At 47.7% G+C, this 17,910-nt stretch carries 20 protein-coding genes; 5 read left to right on the top strand and 15 right to left on the bottom strand.

The window, feature by feature from the left end:
* Positions 1–191: 191 nt before the first annotated feature.
* Positions 192–392 (bottom strand): hypothetical protein, encoded by a 201-nt coding sequence (locus ACTRXF_RS14865; protein ID WP_474264250.1) that lies wholly within the window; start codon positions 390–392, stop codon positions 192–194.
* Positions 393–695: 303 nt separating this feature from the next.
* On the opposite strand from ACTRXF_RS14865, the gene ilvD reads away from it, so the two are divergent.
* The 3 genes from ilvD (at position 696) to ACTRXF_RS14850 (ending at position 3,631) form a co-directional block, all read left to right on the top strand.
* Entirely contained in the window at positions 696–2,390 is a 1,695-nt protein-coding gene (ilvD, locus tag ACTRXF_RS14860) for a dihydroxy-acid dehydratase (protein WP_474264248.1), read from the top strand.
* A 144-nt stretch (positions 2,391–2,534) separates the two neighbouring features.
* Complete coding sequence (locus ACTRXF_RS14855) at positions 2,535–3,221, top strand: DsbA family protein (RefSeq protein WP_474264246.1); 687 nt, start codon at positions 2,535–2,537, stop codon at positions 3,219–3,221.
* A 5-nt stretch (positions 3,222–3,226) separates the two neighbouring features.
* Complete coding sequence (locus tag ACTRXF_RS14850) at positions 3,227–3,631, top strand: disulfide oxidoreductase (protein WP_474264244.1); 405 nt, start codon at positions 3,227–3,229, stop codon at positions 3,629–3,631.
* Between the two features lie 32 nt (positions 3,632–3,663).
* Here ACTRXF_RS14850 and ACTRXF_RS14845 read toward each other — a convergent pair whose 3' ends face one another.
* The 5 genes from ACTRXF_RS14845 to ACTRXF_RS14825 all read right to left on the bottom strand — a co-directional run bounded on the left by ACTRXF_RS14845 (position 3,664) and on the right by ACTRXF_RS14825 (position 8,035).
* Entirely contained in the window at positions 3,664–4,680 is a 1,017-nt protein-coding gene (locus tag ACTRXF_RS14845; RefSeq protein WP_474264242.1) for a siderophore ABC transporter substrate-binding protein, read from the bottom strand.
* Between the two features lie 105 nt (positions 4,681–4,785).
* The gene (locus ACTRXF_RS14840) at positions 4,786–5,544 is read right to left on the bottom strand and encodes an iron ABC transporter ATP-binding protein (RefSeq protein WP_474264240.1); all 759 of its coding nucleotides are present in this window, start codon (positions 5,542–5,544) and stop codon (positions 4,786–4,788) included.
* Positions 5,532–6,488 carry an iron chelate uptake ABC transporter family permease subunit gene (locus tag ACTRXF_RS14835; RefSeq protein ID WP_474264238.1) on the bottom strand — a complete coding sequence of 319 codons (957 nt, stop codon included), beginning with the start codon at positions 6,486–6,488 and terminating at the stop codon, positions 5,532–5,534. The genes ACTRXF_RS14840 and ACTRXF_RS14835 overlap by 13 nt, the downstream gene beginning before the upstream one ends.
* On the bottom strand, positions 6,478–7,431 hold the full coding sequence (locus ACTRXF_RS14830; RefSeq protein WP_474264236.1) for an ABC transporter permease: 954 nt from the start codon (positions 7,429–7,431) through the stop codon (positions 6,478–6,480). The genes ACTRXF_RS14835 and ACTRXF_RS14830 overlap by 11 nt, the downstream gene beginning before the upstream one ends.
* Positions 7,432–7,624: 193 nt before the next feature.
* Positions 7,625–8,035 carry a hypothetical protein gene (locus tag ACTRXF_RS14825; protein ID WP_474263006.1) on the bottom strand — a complete coding sequence of 137 codons (411 nt, stop codon included), beginning with the start codon at positions 8,033–8,035 and terminating at the stop codon, positions 7,625–7,627.
* A gap of 158 nt (positions 8,036–8,193) precedes the next feature.
* Here ACTRXF_RS14825 and ACTRXF_RS14820 point away from each other — a divergent pair, with 158 nt between their 5' ends.
* Entirely contained in the window at positions 8,194–8,520 is a 327-nt protein-coding gene (locus ACTRXF_RS14820) for a thioredoxin family protein (RefSeq protein WP_322526358.1), read from the top strand.
* A gap of 119 nt (positions 8,521–8,639) precedes the next feature.
* Positions 8,640–8,990 carry a carboxymuconolactone decarboxylase family protein gene (locus tag ACTRXF_RS14815; RefSeq protein ID WP_474263009.1) on the top strand — a complete coding sequence of 117 codons (351 nt, stop codon included), beginning with the start codon at positions 8,640–8,642 and terminating at the stop codon, positions 8,988–8,990.
* 37 nt (positions 8,991–9,027) lie between these two features.
* Here the strand turns inward: ACTRXF_RS14815 and ACTRXF_RS14810 are convergent, their stop codons facing one another.
* The 9 genes from ACTRXF_RS14810 to ACTRXF_RS14770 all read right to left on the bottom strand — a co-directional run bounded on the left by ACTRXF_RS14810 (position 9,028) and on the right by ACTRXF_RS14770 (position 17,893).
* Complete coding sequence (locus ACTRXF_RS14810; protein WP_474263011.1) at positions 9,028–9,651, bottom strand: hypothetical protein; 624 nt, start codon at positions 9,649–9,651, stop codon at positions 9,028–9,030.
* 102 nt (positions 9,652–9,753) lie between these two features.
* A complete protein-coding gene (nrdF, locus tag ACTRXF_RS14805) occupies positions 9,754–10,725 on the bottom strand; it encodes a class 1b ribonucleoside-diphosphate reductase subunit beta (protein ID WP_474263014.1) in 972 nt (323 codons plus the stop codon).
* Positions 10,726–10,743: 18 nt separating this feature from the next.
* Positions 10,744–12,798 carry a class 1b ribonucleoside-diphosphate reductase subunit alpha gene (gene nrdE / locus ACTRXF_RS14800; RefSeq protein WP_474263168.1) on the bottom strand — a complete coding sequence of 685 codons (2,055 nt, stop codon included), beginning with the start codon at positions 12,796–12,798 and terminating at the stop codon, positions 10,744–10,746.
* 4 nt (positions 12,799–12,802) lie between these two features.
* On the bottom strand, positions 12,803–13,198 hold the full coding sequence (gene nrdI, locus ACTRXF_RS14795; protein ID WP_322526362.1) for a class Ib ribonucleoside-diphosphate reductase assembly flavoprotein NrdI: 396 nt from the start codon (positions 13,196–13,198) through the stop codon (positions 12,803–12,805).
* Positions 13,199–13,637: 439 nt separating this feature from the next.
* Positions 13,638–14,255: a redoxin domain-containing protein gene (locus ACTRXF_RS14790; protein WP_474263016.1), complete on the bottom strand. Its 618-nt coding sequence runs from the start codon at positions 14,253–14,255 to the stop codon at positions 13,638–13,640.
* Between the two features lie 47 nt (positions 14,256–14,302).
* Complete coding sequence (locus ACTRXF_RS14785) at positions 14,303–14,920, bottom strand: PepSY domain-containing protein (protein ID WP_474263018.1); 618 nt, start codon at positions 14,918–14,920, stop codon at positions 14,303–14,305.
* Between the two features lie 162 nt (positions 14,921–15,082).
* On the bottom strand, positions 15,083–15,775 hold the full coding sequence (locus ACTRXF_RS14780) for a PepSY domain-containing protein (RefSeq protein WP_474263020.1): 693 nt from the start codon (positions 15,773–15,775) through the stop codon (positions 15,083–15,085).
* Positions 15,776–15,845: 70 nt separating this feature from the next.
* On the bottom strand, positions 15,846–17,198 hold the full coding sequence (locus ACTRXF_RS14775; RefSeq protein ID WP_474279624.1) for a sensor histidine kinase: 1,353 nt from the start codon (positions 17,196–17,198) through the stop codon (positions 15,846–15,848).
* A complete protein-coding gene (locus ACTRXF_RS14770) occupies positions 17,195–17,893 on the bottom strand; it encodes a response regulator transcription factor (RefSeq protein ID WP_474263025.1) in 699 nt (232 codons plus the stop codon). The genes ACTRXF_RS14775 and ACTRXF_RS14770 overlap by 4 nt, the downstream gene beginning before the upstream one ends.
* Positions 17,894–17,910 lie beyond the last annotated feature (17 nt).

The raw sequence follows: 17,910 nt of genomic DNA, 5'->3' as shown, positions 1-17,910 counted from the left end.
AACAAGCTCGTCGATCCGTTCAGCGGCCAGGAGCCGCGTCCGGAATTTCTGGCCAACCGCCAGGATACTTCCGCGATCAAGCCAAGCTCGGATCGTCTTTCACACAAAACTTCCACTTCTGCAAAATAAGATACAAAAAGCATCCGGTTTTTCTTCCCGGATGCTTTTTTCATTATAATGTCGGTCTTCAATCACCGTTTGAATGTCTGATCCTTTTCGTCGTTTGATTTCTGTGTAAGCAGTACACTGTATAAAAGCGCAAACACCATGCCACTGAAACCAATCATTTGAATAATAACACTTTCGAATCCCTGCAGCTGCAGAGTCCCCGTTAAAAACAGAGCGAGAAACGCAACCAACATTGCCACAGCCCATACAACTGGTTCTTTCATCGTTATTCCCTCCATTTTCTCTCATGAGTAGAGATAGGTTATCTATATCATAATAAATTCCTTTTCCTTTTCCCATCCGTCTGTAAAGTTATCTCCCATACTAATTTTTTCATTTGTCAGAAATAACTTTTGTTCACCACCGCTGTTACGTTGAAACAATCATCTATTCCTAGTATGATAGTGGATAGTCCTTGTTAGATAGACATTTGTATATGCATAGAAAAATACCCGTGCTGCGTATGGAGCACGCGAACCGTCATGCACATTGTCTGCGACGAAACTTCATGAGAGAGGGTCATAGCGATGGGAAACACAGAAAAAGATTTACGAAACCGCAGTAAAGCCATCAGCGAGGGAGCCAACCGGGCGCCGAACCGGGCAATGCTCAGGGCCGTTGGATTTACAGACGACGACTTTAAAAAACCGATGATAGGCATCGCAAGTACGTGGAGCGAGGTTACTCCTTGTAACGTACATATCGATAATCTTGCACGCCACGCAAAGCAGGGGGCGTCCACCAACGGTGGTGCACCGCTTATTTTCAACACAATTACCGTATCTGACGGAATCGCAATGGGCCATGAAGGCATGCATTACTCCCTTCCAAGCCGTGAAATTATTGCGGACTCGATTGAAACTGTTACCAATGCGGAGCGTCTCGACGGGGTCGTCGCCATCGGCGGCTGTGATAAAACGACGCCTGGCTGCGTCATTTCTCTGGCCCGCATGAACATTCCTTCCGTTTACGTTTACGGCGGAACTATTCAGCCGGGTAAACTAAACGGTAAAGATATTGATATTGTTTCGTCCTTTGAGGCTGTCGGCCAGCACCAGACTGGTCAGATCAGCGATGAAGAGCTTCATCAGGTAGAGTGCAATGCGTGCCCGGGTGCTGGTGCCTGCGGAGGGATGTACACAGCCAATACGATGGCTGCTGCCGTAGAAGCGCTTGGCATGAGCATCCCCGGTTCTTCCTCCACGCCTGCGATTTACGAATACAAAGAAACCGAATGCAGACAGGCCGGGGAATTAACCATCGAACTGCTTGAAAATAACATTCTTCCAAAGGATATTATGACGAAAAAAGCGTTTGAAAACGCCATTACGGTTGTTATGGCGCTTGGCGGTTCCACCAATGCGTTTTTACACCTTCTTGCGATTGCTCATTCGGCAGACGTGGACCTGTCTTATGACGATTTTGAACGCGTCCGCCAGAATGTCCCTCATATTGCCGACCTGAAGCCGAGCGGCAAATATGTCATGCAGGACCTTTATGAAATCGGCGGCGTGCCGGCAGTCATGAAGCTTCTCCATGAGGAGGGGCTCCTGCACGGTGAATGCCTCACGGTAACCAGCAAGACGCTTGCAGAAAACCTTGATGCTGTGCCGTCCCTCAAGGAAGGTCAGGAAATTATCCGTCCTATCGCTGAACCATTTAAAAAGACCGGTCCGCTTGTCGTTTTAAAAGGAAACGTCGCACCGGAAGGCTCCGTAATCAAGCTGTCCGGTCAGAAGATCAGCCGGTTCGAAGGTACGGTAAAAGTCTTTAACAGCGAAGAATCAGCTACAAAGGCCATCATGGACGGGGATATCGTCGAAGGAGACGTGCTCGTTATCCGTTACGTCGGCCCACAGGGCGGCCCGGGTATGCCGGAGATGCTTTCTGTCACTTCCATGATCGTAGGACGCGGTCTCGGAGGTAAAGTGGCTCTTATGACCGACGGTCGTTTTTCCGGCGGCTCACACGGTTTTGTTATCGGGCACGTTGCGCCTGAAGCAAGTGTTGGCGGTCCGATCGGCCTGCTTGAAAACGGGGATACCATCTCCATTGACAGTGACACGCAGGAAATCAACCTCCATATTTCCGATGAAGAGTTTGAAAAACGCCGAAACGCCTGGCAGGCCCCGGATCTTCCGGAAAAACGCGGAGCACTGGCCAAGTACGCTAAACTCGTTTCTTCAAGTGCCAAAGGCGCCGTTACCGACGCAGATTTATAAGCAATATTACGGAGAGCTGCCTTTTCGGGCAGTTCTCTTTCTTTTCAGCATTTTTTTGAAGACTCTTGAGTTTCCAACAATTTATGGTAAATTATGAAGGTATTGAGCACTACATACATAGCATAGCCACGAAAGGAGTTTCCTATGTCTAAAAAACCAAGGCCCAGTTCCGGCCGTACATTCGCAGCCATTGTAGCCGTTATAGCTGTGATTTTGCTCGCTATCATTCTTGTCGGCAACTTCGGCGGCGGAAGCAGTGACAATTCCGGCGGGAGCAGCGAAGAAAGTCTTGATACAAGCGGCCAGCCCCTCAAGGGGGACGAGGATGCCCCGGTAACAGTCGTTGAATTCGGGGATTATAAGTGCCCGGCGTGCAAAGATTTTCACGAATCGGTCGTTCCTGAAATCGAGTCCCAGTTTATTGAATCCGGCGATGCCGCTTTCCATTACGTTCATTACCCATTTCTAAGTGAAGATTCCACTACAGCGGCAGAATTCAGCGAAGCCGTTTATGGCGAACTCGGGGATGAAGCCTTCTGGAGCTTTCACGATACACTTTTCGCCAACCAGCCGCAGAATGAAGGCGGCGATTACTTTAACCAGGAACGTTTAGCGGAGCTGCTGCAGACAACAGCTTCCGAAGAGGAAGTAAACACAGTGATTGAAGCTTTTGAAAACGGCACCTATGAAGAAAACGTGGAGAATGACCGTTCCATGGCCGAAGATCTTGGTGTAAACAGCACCCCTTCCGTATTTGTGAATGGAGAACTATTTGAAGGTGACAGCTATCAGGAGCTGCTCGATATGATTGAAGAAGAGGCAGGGGAGTAACGCCTATGGATCGTTGGTTAAGTGCGGCCTGGCTAATGGCCATTACCGCTACACTCGGCAGCTTATCGTTCAGCGAAATTTTAGGCTACACGCCGTGTGAGCTTTGCTGGTATCAGCGCATTCTTATGTACCCGCTCGCAGTTATTTTGGGCGTGGCTGTCTTCCGCGGGGAGCGGCAGGTCATATGGTATGCGCTACCTCTTGCTGTTCCTGGCATGCTACTTGCAGGCTATCATTACCTTTACCAAAAGCTTCCCGTGCTGCAGCAGGCCACGGAATGCACCGGCGCGGTTTCCTGCTCCGATCAATCAGCGCAGTGGTTCGGGTTTATTACTATTCCTCTTCTTTCCTTCACTGCATTTTTGATTATTTCCATTGCTCTTTTGATTATCGCTGTACGCAAAAAATAGTCACATGCCCTCAGGCACGTGACTATTTTTTATTATTCTTCGGACGAAGCCACGGCTTCTTCTATTTCTGTAATCATTTTATCCATAGACTGCAGACCGCCGCCGGAAAGATACCAGTATTCCGGGTCCAGATAATGAATGTCATCGTTCTGCGCTGCCTGTGTTTCATTCACAATGTCATTATCGAGAGTTTCCGCAGCTGACTGCTCTTCCCCGCCTTCACTGACTACCGCACTGCGGTCTATGACGAAGAGGTGTTCTGGATCTTCTTCCGCTAAGTATTCATAGGAAGCACTCTGTCCGTGTGTAGATGCTTCGATATTTTCATCCGCTGCCGGCACGCCAAACACGTCATGAATCAGCCCGAAGCGGGATCCTTCGCCATAAACACTCAAGGAACCGTCGTTTACAAGCGTCACCAGCGACTCTCCGGCATCTTCAGCCTTTTCGTTTAAATCTTCAATGCGGGTATGAAGCTCGTCTACTTTTTCCTGCATCTGCTCTTCCTTCTGGAAAATCTCTCCGATCATTTCCATGTTGCTGTCAAAGGATTCCATATAATTTTCTGTATCCACTGCTGTATAAACAGTCGGAGCAATCTCGCTCAGTTCCTCATAGGCATCACTCTGGCGCCCTGAAATGATAATAACATCCGGCTCCATTGCGTTAATTGCTTCAAAATCCGGTTCTTTCAGGCTGCCGATATTTTCATATTCATCGCTGCTGTAATCATCCAGGTACGAAGGAAGCGACTCCTGGGCCACGCCGTCCACGTCTACATCAAGCTCATCCAGCGTTTCAAGCATTTCATAGTTAAACACGACGACATTTTCAGGGTTTTCCGGTACTGTTGTTTCACCCAGCTCGTGTTCCACCGTCACTTCCCCGCTGCTTTCCTCCCCATTTTCTTCATTGGTGTCTTCCTCATTTGAAGCACTGCTGTTTTCACCTTCTGCAGTTGATGACTCTGAATTATCAGCTCCGCATGCAGCAATAAGTGCTGTTCCCAATACTGCAGTTGACGCAAGCATCCATTTGCTCTTTTTCATTTTTCCATTCCCCCTGGATAAGTTATTTTATTTTCCAAGCCCTGATGCGCTGGTGCTCCCTCCTTTTGTTACTCTTTCGCCGTATCAACGGGCCGATGGCAGTGTTTATGTAAAGTAAACACAGATTTTCTGATCGTTAATACGACAGATCGGCATATCCATTTCATAGATATCTGTCAGTACTTCTGATGCCATCATCTCTTCGGTGGTGCCCTGAGCTACGATATGCCCATTTTTTAAAGCGACGATGTCATCGGAGTAACAGGAAGCAAAATTAATATCATGAATAACCAGAAGCACGGTTTTGCCCATGTCTTTCACTAAACGGCGCAGCACCTTCATGATTTGCACCGAGTGCTTCATATCCAGGTTGTTCAGCGGCTCATCGAGCAGAATGTAGTCGGTGTCCTGAGCAATAACCATTGCAATGAAGGCCCGCTGCCGCTGGCCGCCGCTCAGCTGATGAATAAAGGAGTCCTGCATCGTTTCAAGCTCCATGTAATCAATTGCCTGATCCACATATTTCCAGTCTTCTGCGCTCAGACGTCCCTGCGAATAAGGAAAACGGCCGAAGGAGATTAATTCACGGACGGTAAGCCGGGCGTTCATTTCGTTGGACTGCTTTAAGATCGCCAGTTTCTTTGCCAGCTCCCGGCTTTTTGTTTTCGTAATGTCCTTGTCCCCGATTTTCACTTCGCCTTCGTCCTTCGCGATCAAACGGCTGATCATGGCAAGCAGCGTACTTTTTCCCGCCCCATTCGGACCGATAAATGAGGTGATCTGTCCCTGCTTAATCGTTACGGAAACGTCGTCTACGACCGGCGTTTCATCATATTTTTTTGTTACATTCATTACCTGGACCATGCTTTATTCCCCCTTAATAACAGATAGATAAAGTAAATGCCTCCGATAAAATTCACAATGACGCTGATCGCTGTGTTGAAGCCAAGCACCCTCTCGACGAGCAACTGGCCGCCGATAAGAAATGCCACAGCCGCAAGCGCAGCAGCCGCAAGCAGCATGCTGTGCCGGTAATCCTTCATCAGCTCGTAAGCAACGTTTGCCACGAGCAGGCCTAAAAACGTAATAGGCCCGACGAGCGCGGTTGCAATGGAAATAAACATAACTACAACGACAAGCAGACGCTTTACCGCGTATTGATACGGCACTCCCAGGTTAACCGCCTGGTCCTTCCCAAGGGAGAGAACATTTAAATATTTCATGAAAGACAGGGAGTAGATAAACAGCAGTACAAAAGCCGCTGCAGAAATACCGAGAATATTTGTATTCACATTGTTAAAGCTTGCAAACATATTGTCCTGAATCGTTAAAAATTCATCTGGTGATATGAGGACCTGTAAAAATGTTGAAATGCTGCTGAACAATGTTCCGCAGACAATTCCGACGAGCAGCAGAAAGAAAATATCCTGCTGCTCCCCCTGAAATAAAAAGTAGTAAAGAATGACGGCAAACCCGAGCATCAAGGCAAGCGATACGAAAAAGTTCAACGGACCGTTAACTACAACCGCCGACGTGGAACCGAAAAAGAACACGAGTGCTGTCTGCAGCAAAATATACAATGAATCGAGACCTATAATACTAGGTGTTAAAATCCGGTTATTCGTAATCGTTTGAAAAATAACAGTGGAAAAAGCAATCGCACCGCCGGTCATAACCATAGCAAGAAGCTTCTCTGCCCGGTGCTCCAGGACGTAATCCCAGTTACCTCCAGCGTCTGTAAACATAAAGATGACGGCGAGAACAAGCGACAAAACAGCCAGTCCTATGATCTTCCAATTAAAACGCATATTTCTTCCTCCTCATCAGCATATAGAGGAACAAGAAACTGCCCAGGACACCTACGGTTAAACCGATAGGCACTTCATACGGAAAAACGATCAGCCGCCCAAAAATATCACAGACTAGCACAAACACCGCGCCAAGCAGTGCGGTATGAATCAGCGTTTTCTGCAGGTTGTCCCCCAGGTAGATAGCAACAATGTTCGGTACCACTAGGCCTAAAAAAGGGATGGTTCCCACTGTTAATATAACGACGGCCGTCACAGCGGCGACAATGGTAATGCCAAGATTGACGACTGTACGGTAATTCAGCCCCAGGTTCACCGCAAATTCTTCTCCCATGCCGGCGATCGTAAACCGTCCGGCAAATATGTAAGCTATGAAAATAAGCGGCAGGCTGACATACAGGAGCTCATACTGGCCGTTCACAATTAATGAAAAATCCCCCTGCAGCCAGGCTGACATGTTCTGGACAACGTCATACCGTAAGGCAAAAAACGTTGTGACGGAGCCTACAACACTCCCAAACATTAATCCCACCAATGGAATAAATATGGGATCTTTAAATTTCACGCGCTCCAGAATTGTCATAAAAATAAACGTACCGAGAAGTGCGAATAAAAAAGCTACGCCGGTCCGGAGCAGCGGCGTGGCTCCGCCAAACCAGATCATGGCCACTAAAATGCCAAACCGGGCCGAGTCCATCGTACCGGCTGTAGTAGGAGAAACAAACCGGTTCCGGCTCAGCTGCTGCATGATTAACCCACAGATGGCCATCCCCATGCCGGCCATAATAATACTGAGGAGCCGTGGTATACGGCTCGATGTCAATGTACGCCATTCGTCTTCGTTTCCTGCCATCAGCCCCTGAACCGACACCGTCTGGACGCCGATAAACAGGGAACCGGCCGAAAGAAGAACGAGAAGAGCGAGTAAGTACCACCATTTCATCTGTAAACACTTCATTTCCAAGAACAATTGCATCGTTCTGCGTCTAATTATTAATGATATTCATTATCAATTACATTTTTTATTCTATCACCCCGGTTTTAAATGTCAATGTACCTTTTGCTTTTTTCCTAAATTTTTCATAAACGAAAAAGCCGGCCTGCCTGAAAGGCAGAACCGGCGTTTCATATTCTTGTTAGGACGGGAGTGTTACTTTGTCCATGAATGCTGAAAAAGCATAGGAATCTTCATTGTAGGCGTATAAAAACATGGATCCTGAAACAGCCGTCCGGTAGGAAACATTTTCCCATCCTCCGTTTTCAGTCACTTCCTGTTGGAACTGCTCCTCTGCCTGTACAGCCGCATCCCGGGAATCGAACTCATAAACCGCTACTTTTGTATTCGTGCTGTCTTCCTCCCACATTTCGCTTTCATGATCCATGGATACCGGGGCCGCAGGGCTTTCTTCTGTCTCCTGCATAGAAAGTCCGTTGCTTTCAAGCTCCGTGATCCATTGTTCTGCTCCCTCTGCCTCATTCCCACAGGCCGATGCAAGCAGCAGCATGCCTGCCGCTGCGCACGCTGCCATCCTGTTGAAAAGCCGCATTGCAGTCCCCCTCCTCCCGAAAAAAATGAATATGCTGCTGATTATGTATATGTTTATTCTAACAGGGATTTCCAGTCGAAACATTATTCTTCTCGTTTTTTTGCACATTTTTATGCCTTTGTTACAATAGAGAACAGCATGAAAGGAGCGAATAAATAATGACTACGAATAACCGCATTGAATCTAAAAATTCTTTTGAGGAAACAATACAAACAGAAACACCGGTAGCAGTAGAATTTTCAGCAGGCTGGTGTCCGGACTGCCGGAGACTCGATATGTTTATAGACGATGTACTGAACCGTTTTGACAGCGTGCCATTTCATAAAATTGACACCGAACAGCTGCCAGACATTACAAGCGAACAGGAAGTAATGGGCATACCGAGTATTCTTGTATTCCAGAACGGGGAAAAAATAGGCCATTTGCATAGCGCAGATGCTAAAACCCCGGGTCAGGTAAGCGACTTTTTCTCCAAATATTACTAAAGAAAAACTGCCGGGATTCCGGCAGTTTTTAATTTTTCTGGGCAGCCCATGCCGTGCTTTGTTTGAAATTGCCAGAAGCGGGAATGTTCCCTTCAGCATACTAAAAAGGAGTGAACATTATGGCAGTTATTGATGCCAAAGAAATATTAAGCGAATACCGCCGCGGCATAGAGCAATTCAGTGAATCCTATCAGGAAATCGCAAAAAATTACAACCGCTTTACGTCGAGTGCTTTTGAAGGCGGAGAAGTTTCGACCGCTCAGAAGCATTTGACAGCTCTTGCTATTGGCGTTCATCAGGGTGATACTACATGCATTGTTTACCATATGGACCAGTGTCTCCATCATGGATGTTCTGAGGATGAAATCAAAGAGTATATGGGTGTAGCGGCAGCTTTTGGCGGCGGCGAATCCATGAGTGAAGCAGTGACGATAGGCCTCGATGCCCTGCAGCAGTTAAAGGATAGATAAACAAGAAGCTGTTTCCTTTGCCGGAAACAGCTTCTTGTTATTTATCCAGGATATCTACAACAAATTGGGACCATGTCTCAAGCCGCTCATATGTATCCGGCTGGGACAGTTCATCCACGCTTGTCCAGAAGCCGCGGATCTGCTCCGTTTCTTTGACCTGTACGTCCACGTGCTCCGGAAGAATAAAAGTATATAGAATGCCGAGATGCACTTCACCGACGGCGTTATCGTCATCATTAATCAATCCAAGCGCCTGCATTTCCGCTCCTTCCAGAGAAGAAATATGAAGTTCTTCTTCCAGCTCACGGTCAGCATTTGTGTGCAGCAGCTCCTGAAATGTCGAAACACCGGATTCAGCATTCATATGCCCTCCAAACCCGAGGGACAGTTTATTATGCAGCCTTCCTTCTCCTCCGCCTGCAAGCCGTTCGTATGCGAATAATTGTTCTCCCCTTCGAATGACTACATAGGGAATCGGCTGTTTCCAGGAAGGGTCTTCTTCGGCGTCTCCCCGCCTTTTTTCCGTATATGTATCCGCAATCGTTCCAATAATTTCCTGAATTTGATCCTGCTCGTCCTGCACCCCGTGAAATGCCCGCGCTTCGCGTGCAAATACCTGCTCTCTTGGTGCTACTACAATCATTTCATCCATTTTACCCATACTTTTCACCTCTTTGTGATGTTCATCTGTACTTTATTATAATTATAGCGGAAATTTTTTATATACACATTAAAAAAGCCAGGCGCAGGCCCGGCTTTTTTGTTAGTCGAAAATGAAATCTTCGTCCCGGACCGGCTCCACTGTTGCTTTTTTGTAGCCGTTTCCTTTCATCGAGAAGAAATCATGGGATTTTGTTTTTGTATCCATGCCGTTTAATACAATCGGGTTAATTTCTTCCTCTTCAAAATACGCATCCAGGCCTAAGTTCATCAATGCTTTGTTCGCATTGTACCGAAGGAACTTTTTCACATCAGAGGTCAGTCCTACCGGATCATACAACTGTTCGGTGTAAAGCAGTTCATTTTCATACAGCTCCATGAGGAGGTCGTGGGCAAATTCCCGCAGCTCTTCCTGCTTTTCCGGTGTCTGGCGCTTGTAAATTTCCTGTGCCAGAAGACCAACGTATACCCCGTGGATCGCTTCGTCACGGATAATCAGGTTAATGATTTCCCCGCTCTGCATGAGCTTGCCCTGGCCGTAGAAATAAAGCGGATAATAGAAACCACTGTAGAACAGAAAGCTTTCAAGATAAACAGAAGCTACCATCGCTTTGTACAGGGAAATTTCGTCCCCGTCTTCGATTTTATTGTACTGCTCGACAATACGGGTAGCTTTTTTCTGCAGGTGCGGATTTTCCTTCACCCATTCAAACAGCTCATTGATTACTTCTGTAGAAGCAAGTGTCATGAAAATGTTCGAATAGGATTTTGCGTGCACCGCGTTTTCCATCATTGCCATAAAGTTTAATACCGCTTTGCGCTGGTGGCCTTCCACCTGCTCAGCAACCTTTGGCATGCCGACATTTCCCTGCTCTGTATCGAGCAGGGTCAAACCGGCGAGTACTTTCATATACGTGTCTTTTTCTTCATCGGATAAATATTTCCACGTGAGCAGATCCCCGTTTAGTGATATTTCCTCTGGAAGCCAGAACTGTTTTACGTTCTGGCTGTAAAACATCTGCGTAAAGTCGTCGTCTTGTTTTGACCAGTCGGCTGCGTCAAATATTTGATTCATGGGGTGATGCTCCTTTCTTTACACGACGCAGGAGAGGCAGTCGTCCTGTCCTGTGTCTTTTGTCCGCGCATAGTAAATCGTCTTGATACCTTTATGGTGGGCATAGAGATCAATTCGGTTCAGGTCTCTCGTGGTGATGGTGTCACGCACAAAGAGAGTGAAGCTGATGCCCTGATCGATGTGCTCCTGGATAGCTGCGATCATATCCACAACGTTGAACATATCCATGTCATATGCCGCTTTGTAGTAGAACCAATTATCCGGCGCAAGGCCCGGCATCGGGTAATACGTTTTCGAGTTGCCGTACGTCCGTTCTTCAATCCGCTCCATAATCGGCATAACAGAAGCAGTAGCCGACTGTACGTAGGAAATGGAGCCGGTTGGTGCGATTGCCAGGCGGTAGCTGTGGAACAATCCGTGCGTCTGCACCTGCTTCATCAGCTCTTCCCAGTCTTCAGCATCCGGCAGGGCCATGCCTTCAAACAGGTCCGCAATTTTAGCAGAGGACGGGAGGTAAGAACGGTTCAAATACTTGTCAAAGTAGGAGCCGTCAGCATAACTGGATCCTTCGAAGCCGTAGAACGTCTCTCCTGTTTCTTTTGCAAGCTCCATCGAACGCTGAATGGAATAGAAGTTCACAGCCATAAAGAAGAAATCAGCGAATTCCCTTGCTTCCTCACTTTCGTAGGCGATATGGTTCTGTGCCAGAAAGCCGTGCAGGTTCATCGCACCGAGGCCAATCGATTTCATCATCTGGTTGCCGCGGCGTACAGCCGGAGCATTCGTAATATTGGTATGCGTCGCTACGTGGGTCAGAGAATCAGTGGCGAGCTTCACTGTATCCTTGATCGTTTTGTGCTTCATAACATTGGCAATGTTCAACGAACCAAGGTTGCAGGAAATATCTAGGCCGACTTCATCTTCCTCGCCGTAATCCGTATAGCTTGATACCTCAGACGCCTGGAGGACTTCAGAGCAAAGGTTGGAGAATTTTACTTTGGACACGTTATTCAGCGCGTGCGCCCGGTTGACGTTATCCTGAAACATCAGGTAAGGGTATCCGGATTCGGACCGGAGAATCGCCAGCTTTTCAAGCATGCGGCGGGCATTGACCTTGTCTTTTTTCACGCGGTCGTCCTCGACGAGCTTGTCGTACATTTCGCTCATATCCATTTCATCAAGATGTTCACCGTACGCCCGGTACACTGTGTGCGGATAGAACAGATACATATCTTTATCCTGGCGGGCGAGCTCAACGAATTTATCCGGAATCACGACTCCGATTGATAATGTTTTAACACGCACGTCTTCATCGGCCGAAATTTTCTTTGAATCCAGGAAGTCGTGAATATCCCGGTGAAAAATATTTAAATATGCCGCGCCGGAGCCCTGGCGCTGCCCCATCTGATCTGCATAACGAAAAGCATTGTCGAGCAGCTTCATTACGCCGACGACACCTTTTGTCGCGTTTTCCACATCCTTAATGGCTTCGCCCTTTGCCCGGAGCTTCGATAAGTTCAGTGACACACCGCCGCCTACCTTGGACAGCTGCATGGAGATATCGACAGCCCGGGAGATATCATTTAAAGAGTCGTTTACTTCCAGCAGGAAGCAGCTGACTAATTCTCCGCGCCGTTTTCTGCCGGCATTCAGGAACGTCGGGGTGCTCGGCTGATAATCCTGGCTCATCATCATTTCTGCAAACTGCTCAGCTTTTTCTGCGTTTCCATTGCCGAAATAAAGGGCCACAACAGCCACCCGGTCTTCAAAGCGCTCAAGGATCATTTTCTGATCATTGGTTTTCAGCGCATAATCATTGTAAAATTTAAACGCGCTCATGAATGACGGAAAACGGAATTTCTTTTCATAGCACAGGTTGTAGACGCGCTCAATTTCTTCAAATGAATACGCCTCGAGGAATTCTTTTTCATAAAAGTCATTTTCGAGCAGGTAGTCGAGCTTTTCTTTCAGATCGTGAAAGAAAACAGTGTGCTGATTGACGTATTGAATAAAGTATTGATAAACGGCTTCTTTGTCTTTTTCAAATTGAAAGGACCCGTCCTTTTGGAACATAATCTCATTGTTTAACTGGATCCAGTCGGTGGTTTGTGTTTGTTGCAACTTTCATCGCCTCCTCTGCGAAAATGGACACATCGTTTTTTGTTCCGCTCAGTTCGAATTTATGGAGTATGGGAACGTTGTAGTTCACTGCAATCTGATTGGCGCTTTTGGCGAAATTGTCTCCCCATACTTTGTTTCCACTCGATGCTACAGCAAGAAGCTGCTCTGCATGTTCTTCGAGAAATGCTTCGGTGGATTCCGGGATATTTCCAAATCCCTTCGTATAGGTGATAAGGATAAACGGTTCATCGATTTGTTCCGCTTCATTCAGACTGTACACCCGGTCAAACGGGATTTTTTCCGCAAAACGCTTCACGTTGCCCGTCATAGAATCAAAAATGATCGGTATCATCGAATCCCCTCCTTACTTTCTAAAATGTACGAACATGTGTACATCATTCTTATACCACTACTATATATGGTGTAATCTTCTTTTTCAACATACATGATATAGATATTTTTCGTTTCATCCTCTTGACAATTAAAATCTCTGCCATACTTCCTTATACTCCTCGATTCTACCCTTAAAATTGTGCACATTTTCTGACAGAAAAAATTTCAGTAAGTAAGACCTGCTTCTATATCTAGTCGTTTATAAAAACTTCCAGTGTCTGTACTACTACATACAGACATGCATTTAGTCCAGCTCTCTATTTACAGCGGGATAATTTTCGGTAAATTCTTGATACTTTCAGTGTACAGAAAAATTTATCACGCATTATTTCAAACAAAAGCAGCCCGCGCTTACGCCGGCTGCTTCTCCATATTTCATCACCTTTTCAGGCGGGGTTTTATCTTTCTTTTAATTGAATTAGCTCGTTGACGATCCAGTAGGGGTCCGGCCGGGCGGCTTCCCAGACAGAAACTGCCACGGTGCCGTCCTGATCGATCACATACGTTACGTCTGCAGGGCAGTACGAATGATATCCGGCATGGCGCAGGGCCGCTTTAACCTCCGGGACGTCCTGAAGCAGGTGATCCCGGCAGGAGATGCACGCATTATACCAGGAGGCTGCCACAGCATTTGTGTCTGCAAGCACCTTTCCTGTAAAAGACATGTGCTGCAGCTCTCTCTGAAGGGCGGATACCTGCCCGCTGGCAGCTACTACGATCTGGGCTCCCATCTGCCGAAGCAGCGGGGAAGCCTCCTGATAGCTTCGCAGCCGTTCTGTTTCTGCATGTATCCAGCCGCCAAAACAGAAGAGAAGCACTACCGGACCCTGGAGGAGCAGCTGGTTTAACGTAACATTTTCCCCGTCCATGCTGGGCAGTGAGAATGCCGGTGCGCTCTCTCCTATTCTGAGTCCAGGGCAGAATCCCGGCCGTTTTTCCTGGTGCCATTCGTTCCATAAGATGCTTTTTGCCCGGTGCAGCTGTGAATGCAGCACCTTTTCCCTCAGTAGTGCCATTCCTGGAAGACTCCTTTCGGACCCCGTTCATCTGTTGGTGTTAGTCTTTAATTGTCGTTATCGTCATCGTCGTTGTTATCATCATCATCGTCATCTTCAATATCTCTGGAAGCGATCGTACCGTCTGCATCATTTATGAAGAAATCGCCTTCCTGTTCGTTCGTTTCCACCGAAAGGTCGTATCCGTTCTCTTCACGGTCCAGCTCCCATTCATTCAGCTCTCCGGAAACTTCGCCCATCCCCGAAGCCACAATATCTTCTAAACTGACGCTGTCCCCGTCCTGGATCAGCGGTTCTTCATTATCTTTATCATCATCGGTTTCTTTTTCAGTCACATTGCCGGAGAACGCTCCTACTTCAACATCGTATTCTTGTTCGCCTTCGAGCTCCACATCGTATTTCTGATCTTCCATATCCAGTTCCAGCTCAACCGCCTGACCGCCCGTTTCTTCCTCAGCAATCAGTACAGCTTCATCGGCAGTAATTTTTTCCTCACCAGAGCTGCTGTTGTTTTCGTTACTTTCTCCGGCTGTTTCTTCTGAAGATTTGTTTGAAGAGGTTTCTGCTTCCACGCCACTATTCATGGTCGTGTAAGCTCCTGCACCAATAACTGCACCAAGCGCCGTGACCCCCGCGAGACTGCCTGCAAGTACTTTCCCTTTCATGGTCATTTCCCCCTTTATTTGTTGTTACACCTTTACTATAGAGGCCCGACATGAGAATATCCCTACAAGAAAATGAGAAATTGATGAGAAATACATGGACGGCTCATAACAAGTAAAAAGACAAAAAAAGCCACCTGGAATCATCCAGGCAGCTTTTGCCGTTTAATCATCCCAGGTGACTGACAGTATTTCTCCGGTGATGCCGTGTACCTGAACCGTAGCTTCGTCGTCATCATTTTGTTCAAGCTCCACGTAGTAAAACGGCTCCCCAGCATCCGACGTTTCGAAATCAACGTCGTCCACTTCCCCGTTCACTTCCTCCTGCGCCACAGCTGCGGCTTCCTGTTCACTAAGCACTGTCTGGCGTCTTTCTTCACGCTCTTCCTGTGCTTTTTCTTCTAAAATATCTCCTGACCGCGCATCGATAGTCATTTCTTCCAACGCTTCGTCTTCGGCAAACTCCACTACGTACACGGCGGTTCCTTCCCATGTTTCCCGGCTGATTTCTTCAATAGAAAAGTCAGTCTCTTCTTCTGCCCGGGTGCGCGCTTCTTCTTCTGTTAGAGCTTCTGTATCACCAGTACTGTTACCCGCTACCCGTGTGACGCCTGTAACCGCTCCGTCTTCAGCATCCACCTGCAGCTGGTACGTCCCTCGGTCAAGCTCTGTCATCACCTCATAGGTGCCGTTTTGTTTTTCCACGCTAGTGATGTCACCCTGATACTGTCCCTGAACAGCCTGTTCAATTTCCTCCGGCGACATTTCCGGGGTAAAATACGGCGAAAACCGCCAGGCCCCAAAAGTGGCCACTATGATACCAGCCACCAGCACAAACAGAAAGATAACATTTTTCACCGCAGGCCCCCCTCTCCCTGTTGCTATTATTGTATCCGTTCATTCTGAGAAATTGATGAGAAAGGGAGAGTCATTCACTGGTTATAGGAAAAATTAAGCGGACCGCCGTTCCCTGGCCGTGCGTGCTTTCAATTGTGATGCGTGCGCCGAGAGCTTCAGTAATATCTCTGGCAAGCGACAAACCGAGCCCGTAGCCCCCGCTTGCCCGTGTTCTCGACTCATCCACCCGGTAAAAGCGTTCGAAAACTCGTTCAATATCCTTTTCCGGAATACCGATGCCCCGGTCAATCACAGCGATGACCGGTTCTGTATCTGTCGTTTCGATTTTTACATCAATGACATCACTGCTGTATTTCCGGGCATTATCAAGCAGGATATACAACAGCTGCTTCACTTTGTCGGGATCAGTCTGAACGATTGCCGGCTCCCCGGTTAATTCGATCTCCCGGTGGTAGCTGCTGCGGTAGTTTTCCACAGCATCTGCCGCCACCGTCTCCAGGTCCACTTCGGTAATATGGAGGTTTTCTTTTTCATTCTGACGGGCAAGCAGCAGAAGCTGCTGGGTCAGCTCCCTCATCCTCACCGCTTCGGAATGAATGGCTTCCACCGATTCTTCAATGATTTCGGGACGTGAGGCTCCTCTTCTCTGCAGCAGGCTGGCGTATGATTCAATCACAGTCAGCGGCGTTTTTAACTCATGCGACGCGTTGGATACAAACTGCTCCTGTTTATGATAATTTTCTTCGAGACGCTCAATCATTTCATTAAACGTCTCCCCCAGCTGCTCGATTTCATCCCTGGACTTCGACGACGTGGAAATCCGCTTGAATCTGCCGCTTGTCTGGATATCACGCATAGTAGCTGACAGCGCTGCGATTGGACGGAGGATTACCGTGCTCAATAAGCGTGCCGAGAGAAAGACCGGGATGACAGCCGCAATAGTAGCGACTATTAATATTATCCGGAGCACCGCCAGATTTTCTTCTGTCTGGCGGAGGCTGTCGGTAATCTGAATGTTTGCCACCTGTCCATCTGTCCATATGACCGGCACCGAAACGAATGCGTACCGCTCCCCGTTATGTTCCACCACCCGTTCATATTCTTCGGAATAATATTGAACGGGCTCCTCCGTTAAGCTTCCCTCTTCCGGGGAAGTTACCGTCGCTGCCTCCGACTCATCCTGCAGTACAATTCTGGCCATCCCTTCCGTTGGGGTATACGCCCGGAGCAGCTGTTCGACCGAAAAATTATCCGCGGATTCATTAAACGTGGAGGCTGTCTGTCTTCCTTCTTCTACAGTCTGTTCCACCTCACTTCCGATCATCATGCGGGAAAAGGAAAAGTAAATAGCAAGCACTAAAAGAACGACGAGCACAAATACGAGCACCGATGTATATAAATGAATTTTATTTCCAAGCTTCATGAGAAGTCCTTCACCACGTAGCCAACGCCGCGCACAGTCTGGATATGCGCGGTCCCAAATGGTTTATCAATTTTGTTGCGCAGATAACGAATGTATACGTCCACCACGTTCGTTTCCCCGAAATAATCAAAGCCCCACACCTGCTCTAAAATCTGGTCCCGGGACAGCACCTGCTTTTTGTTTTTCAACAGATAGGAAAGCAGGTCAAACTCTCTGCGCGTCAGCTCTATCGGTTCCCCGCCGGCATACACTTCCCTGGCCGACTCATTCAGCCGCACTTCGCCCACAGAGAGCCACTGCTCTGCTTCGGCTTTCAAAGCTGCTTCTGCCTGAAAGCGGAGCGAGGAACGGACACGGGCGAGAAGTTCTTCAATTTGGAACGGCTTTGTAATGTAATCGTTGGCCCCGAGGTCGAGTCCGGAAACTTTATCCTCCACAGAATCTTTAGCAGTAACAAGCAGAACCGCTGTTTTTGTGTTCTGGCTTCGTATCCGGCGCAGCAGTTCAATACCGCTGATGCCCGGAAGCATAATATCAAGAATAATTAAATCCCACGGCTCCGCCTGGTACATGGCAAACCCCTCAAGACCGTCAGAAGCTTTCTGAACATAATAATTTTCGTAGGTGAGTTCAAGCTCAAGCACCCGCGCAATTTTTTCTTCATCTTCAACAATCAGTATACGTGCTTGTTCCATTAGGCATCCCTCGATAC

This window comes from Marinococcus sp. LNHM3E3-2.2 (genome assembly GCF_056034385.1).
The sequence above is the reverse complement of the archived record's forward strand: the minus strand, read 5'-3'. Positions and strand labels throughout refer to the sequence as shown.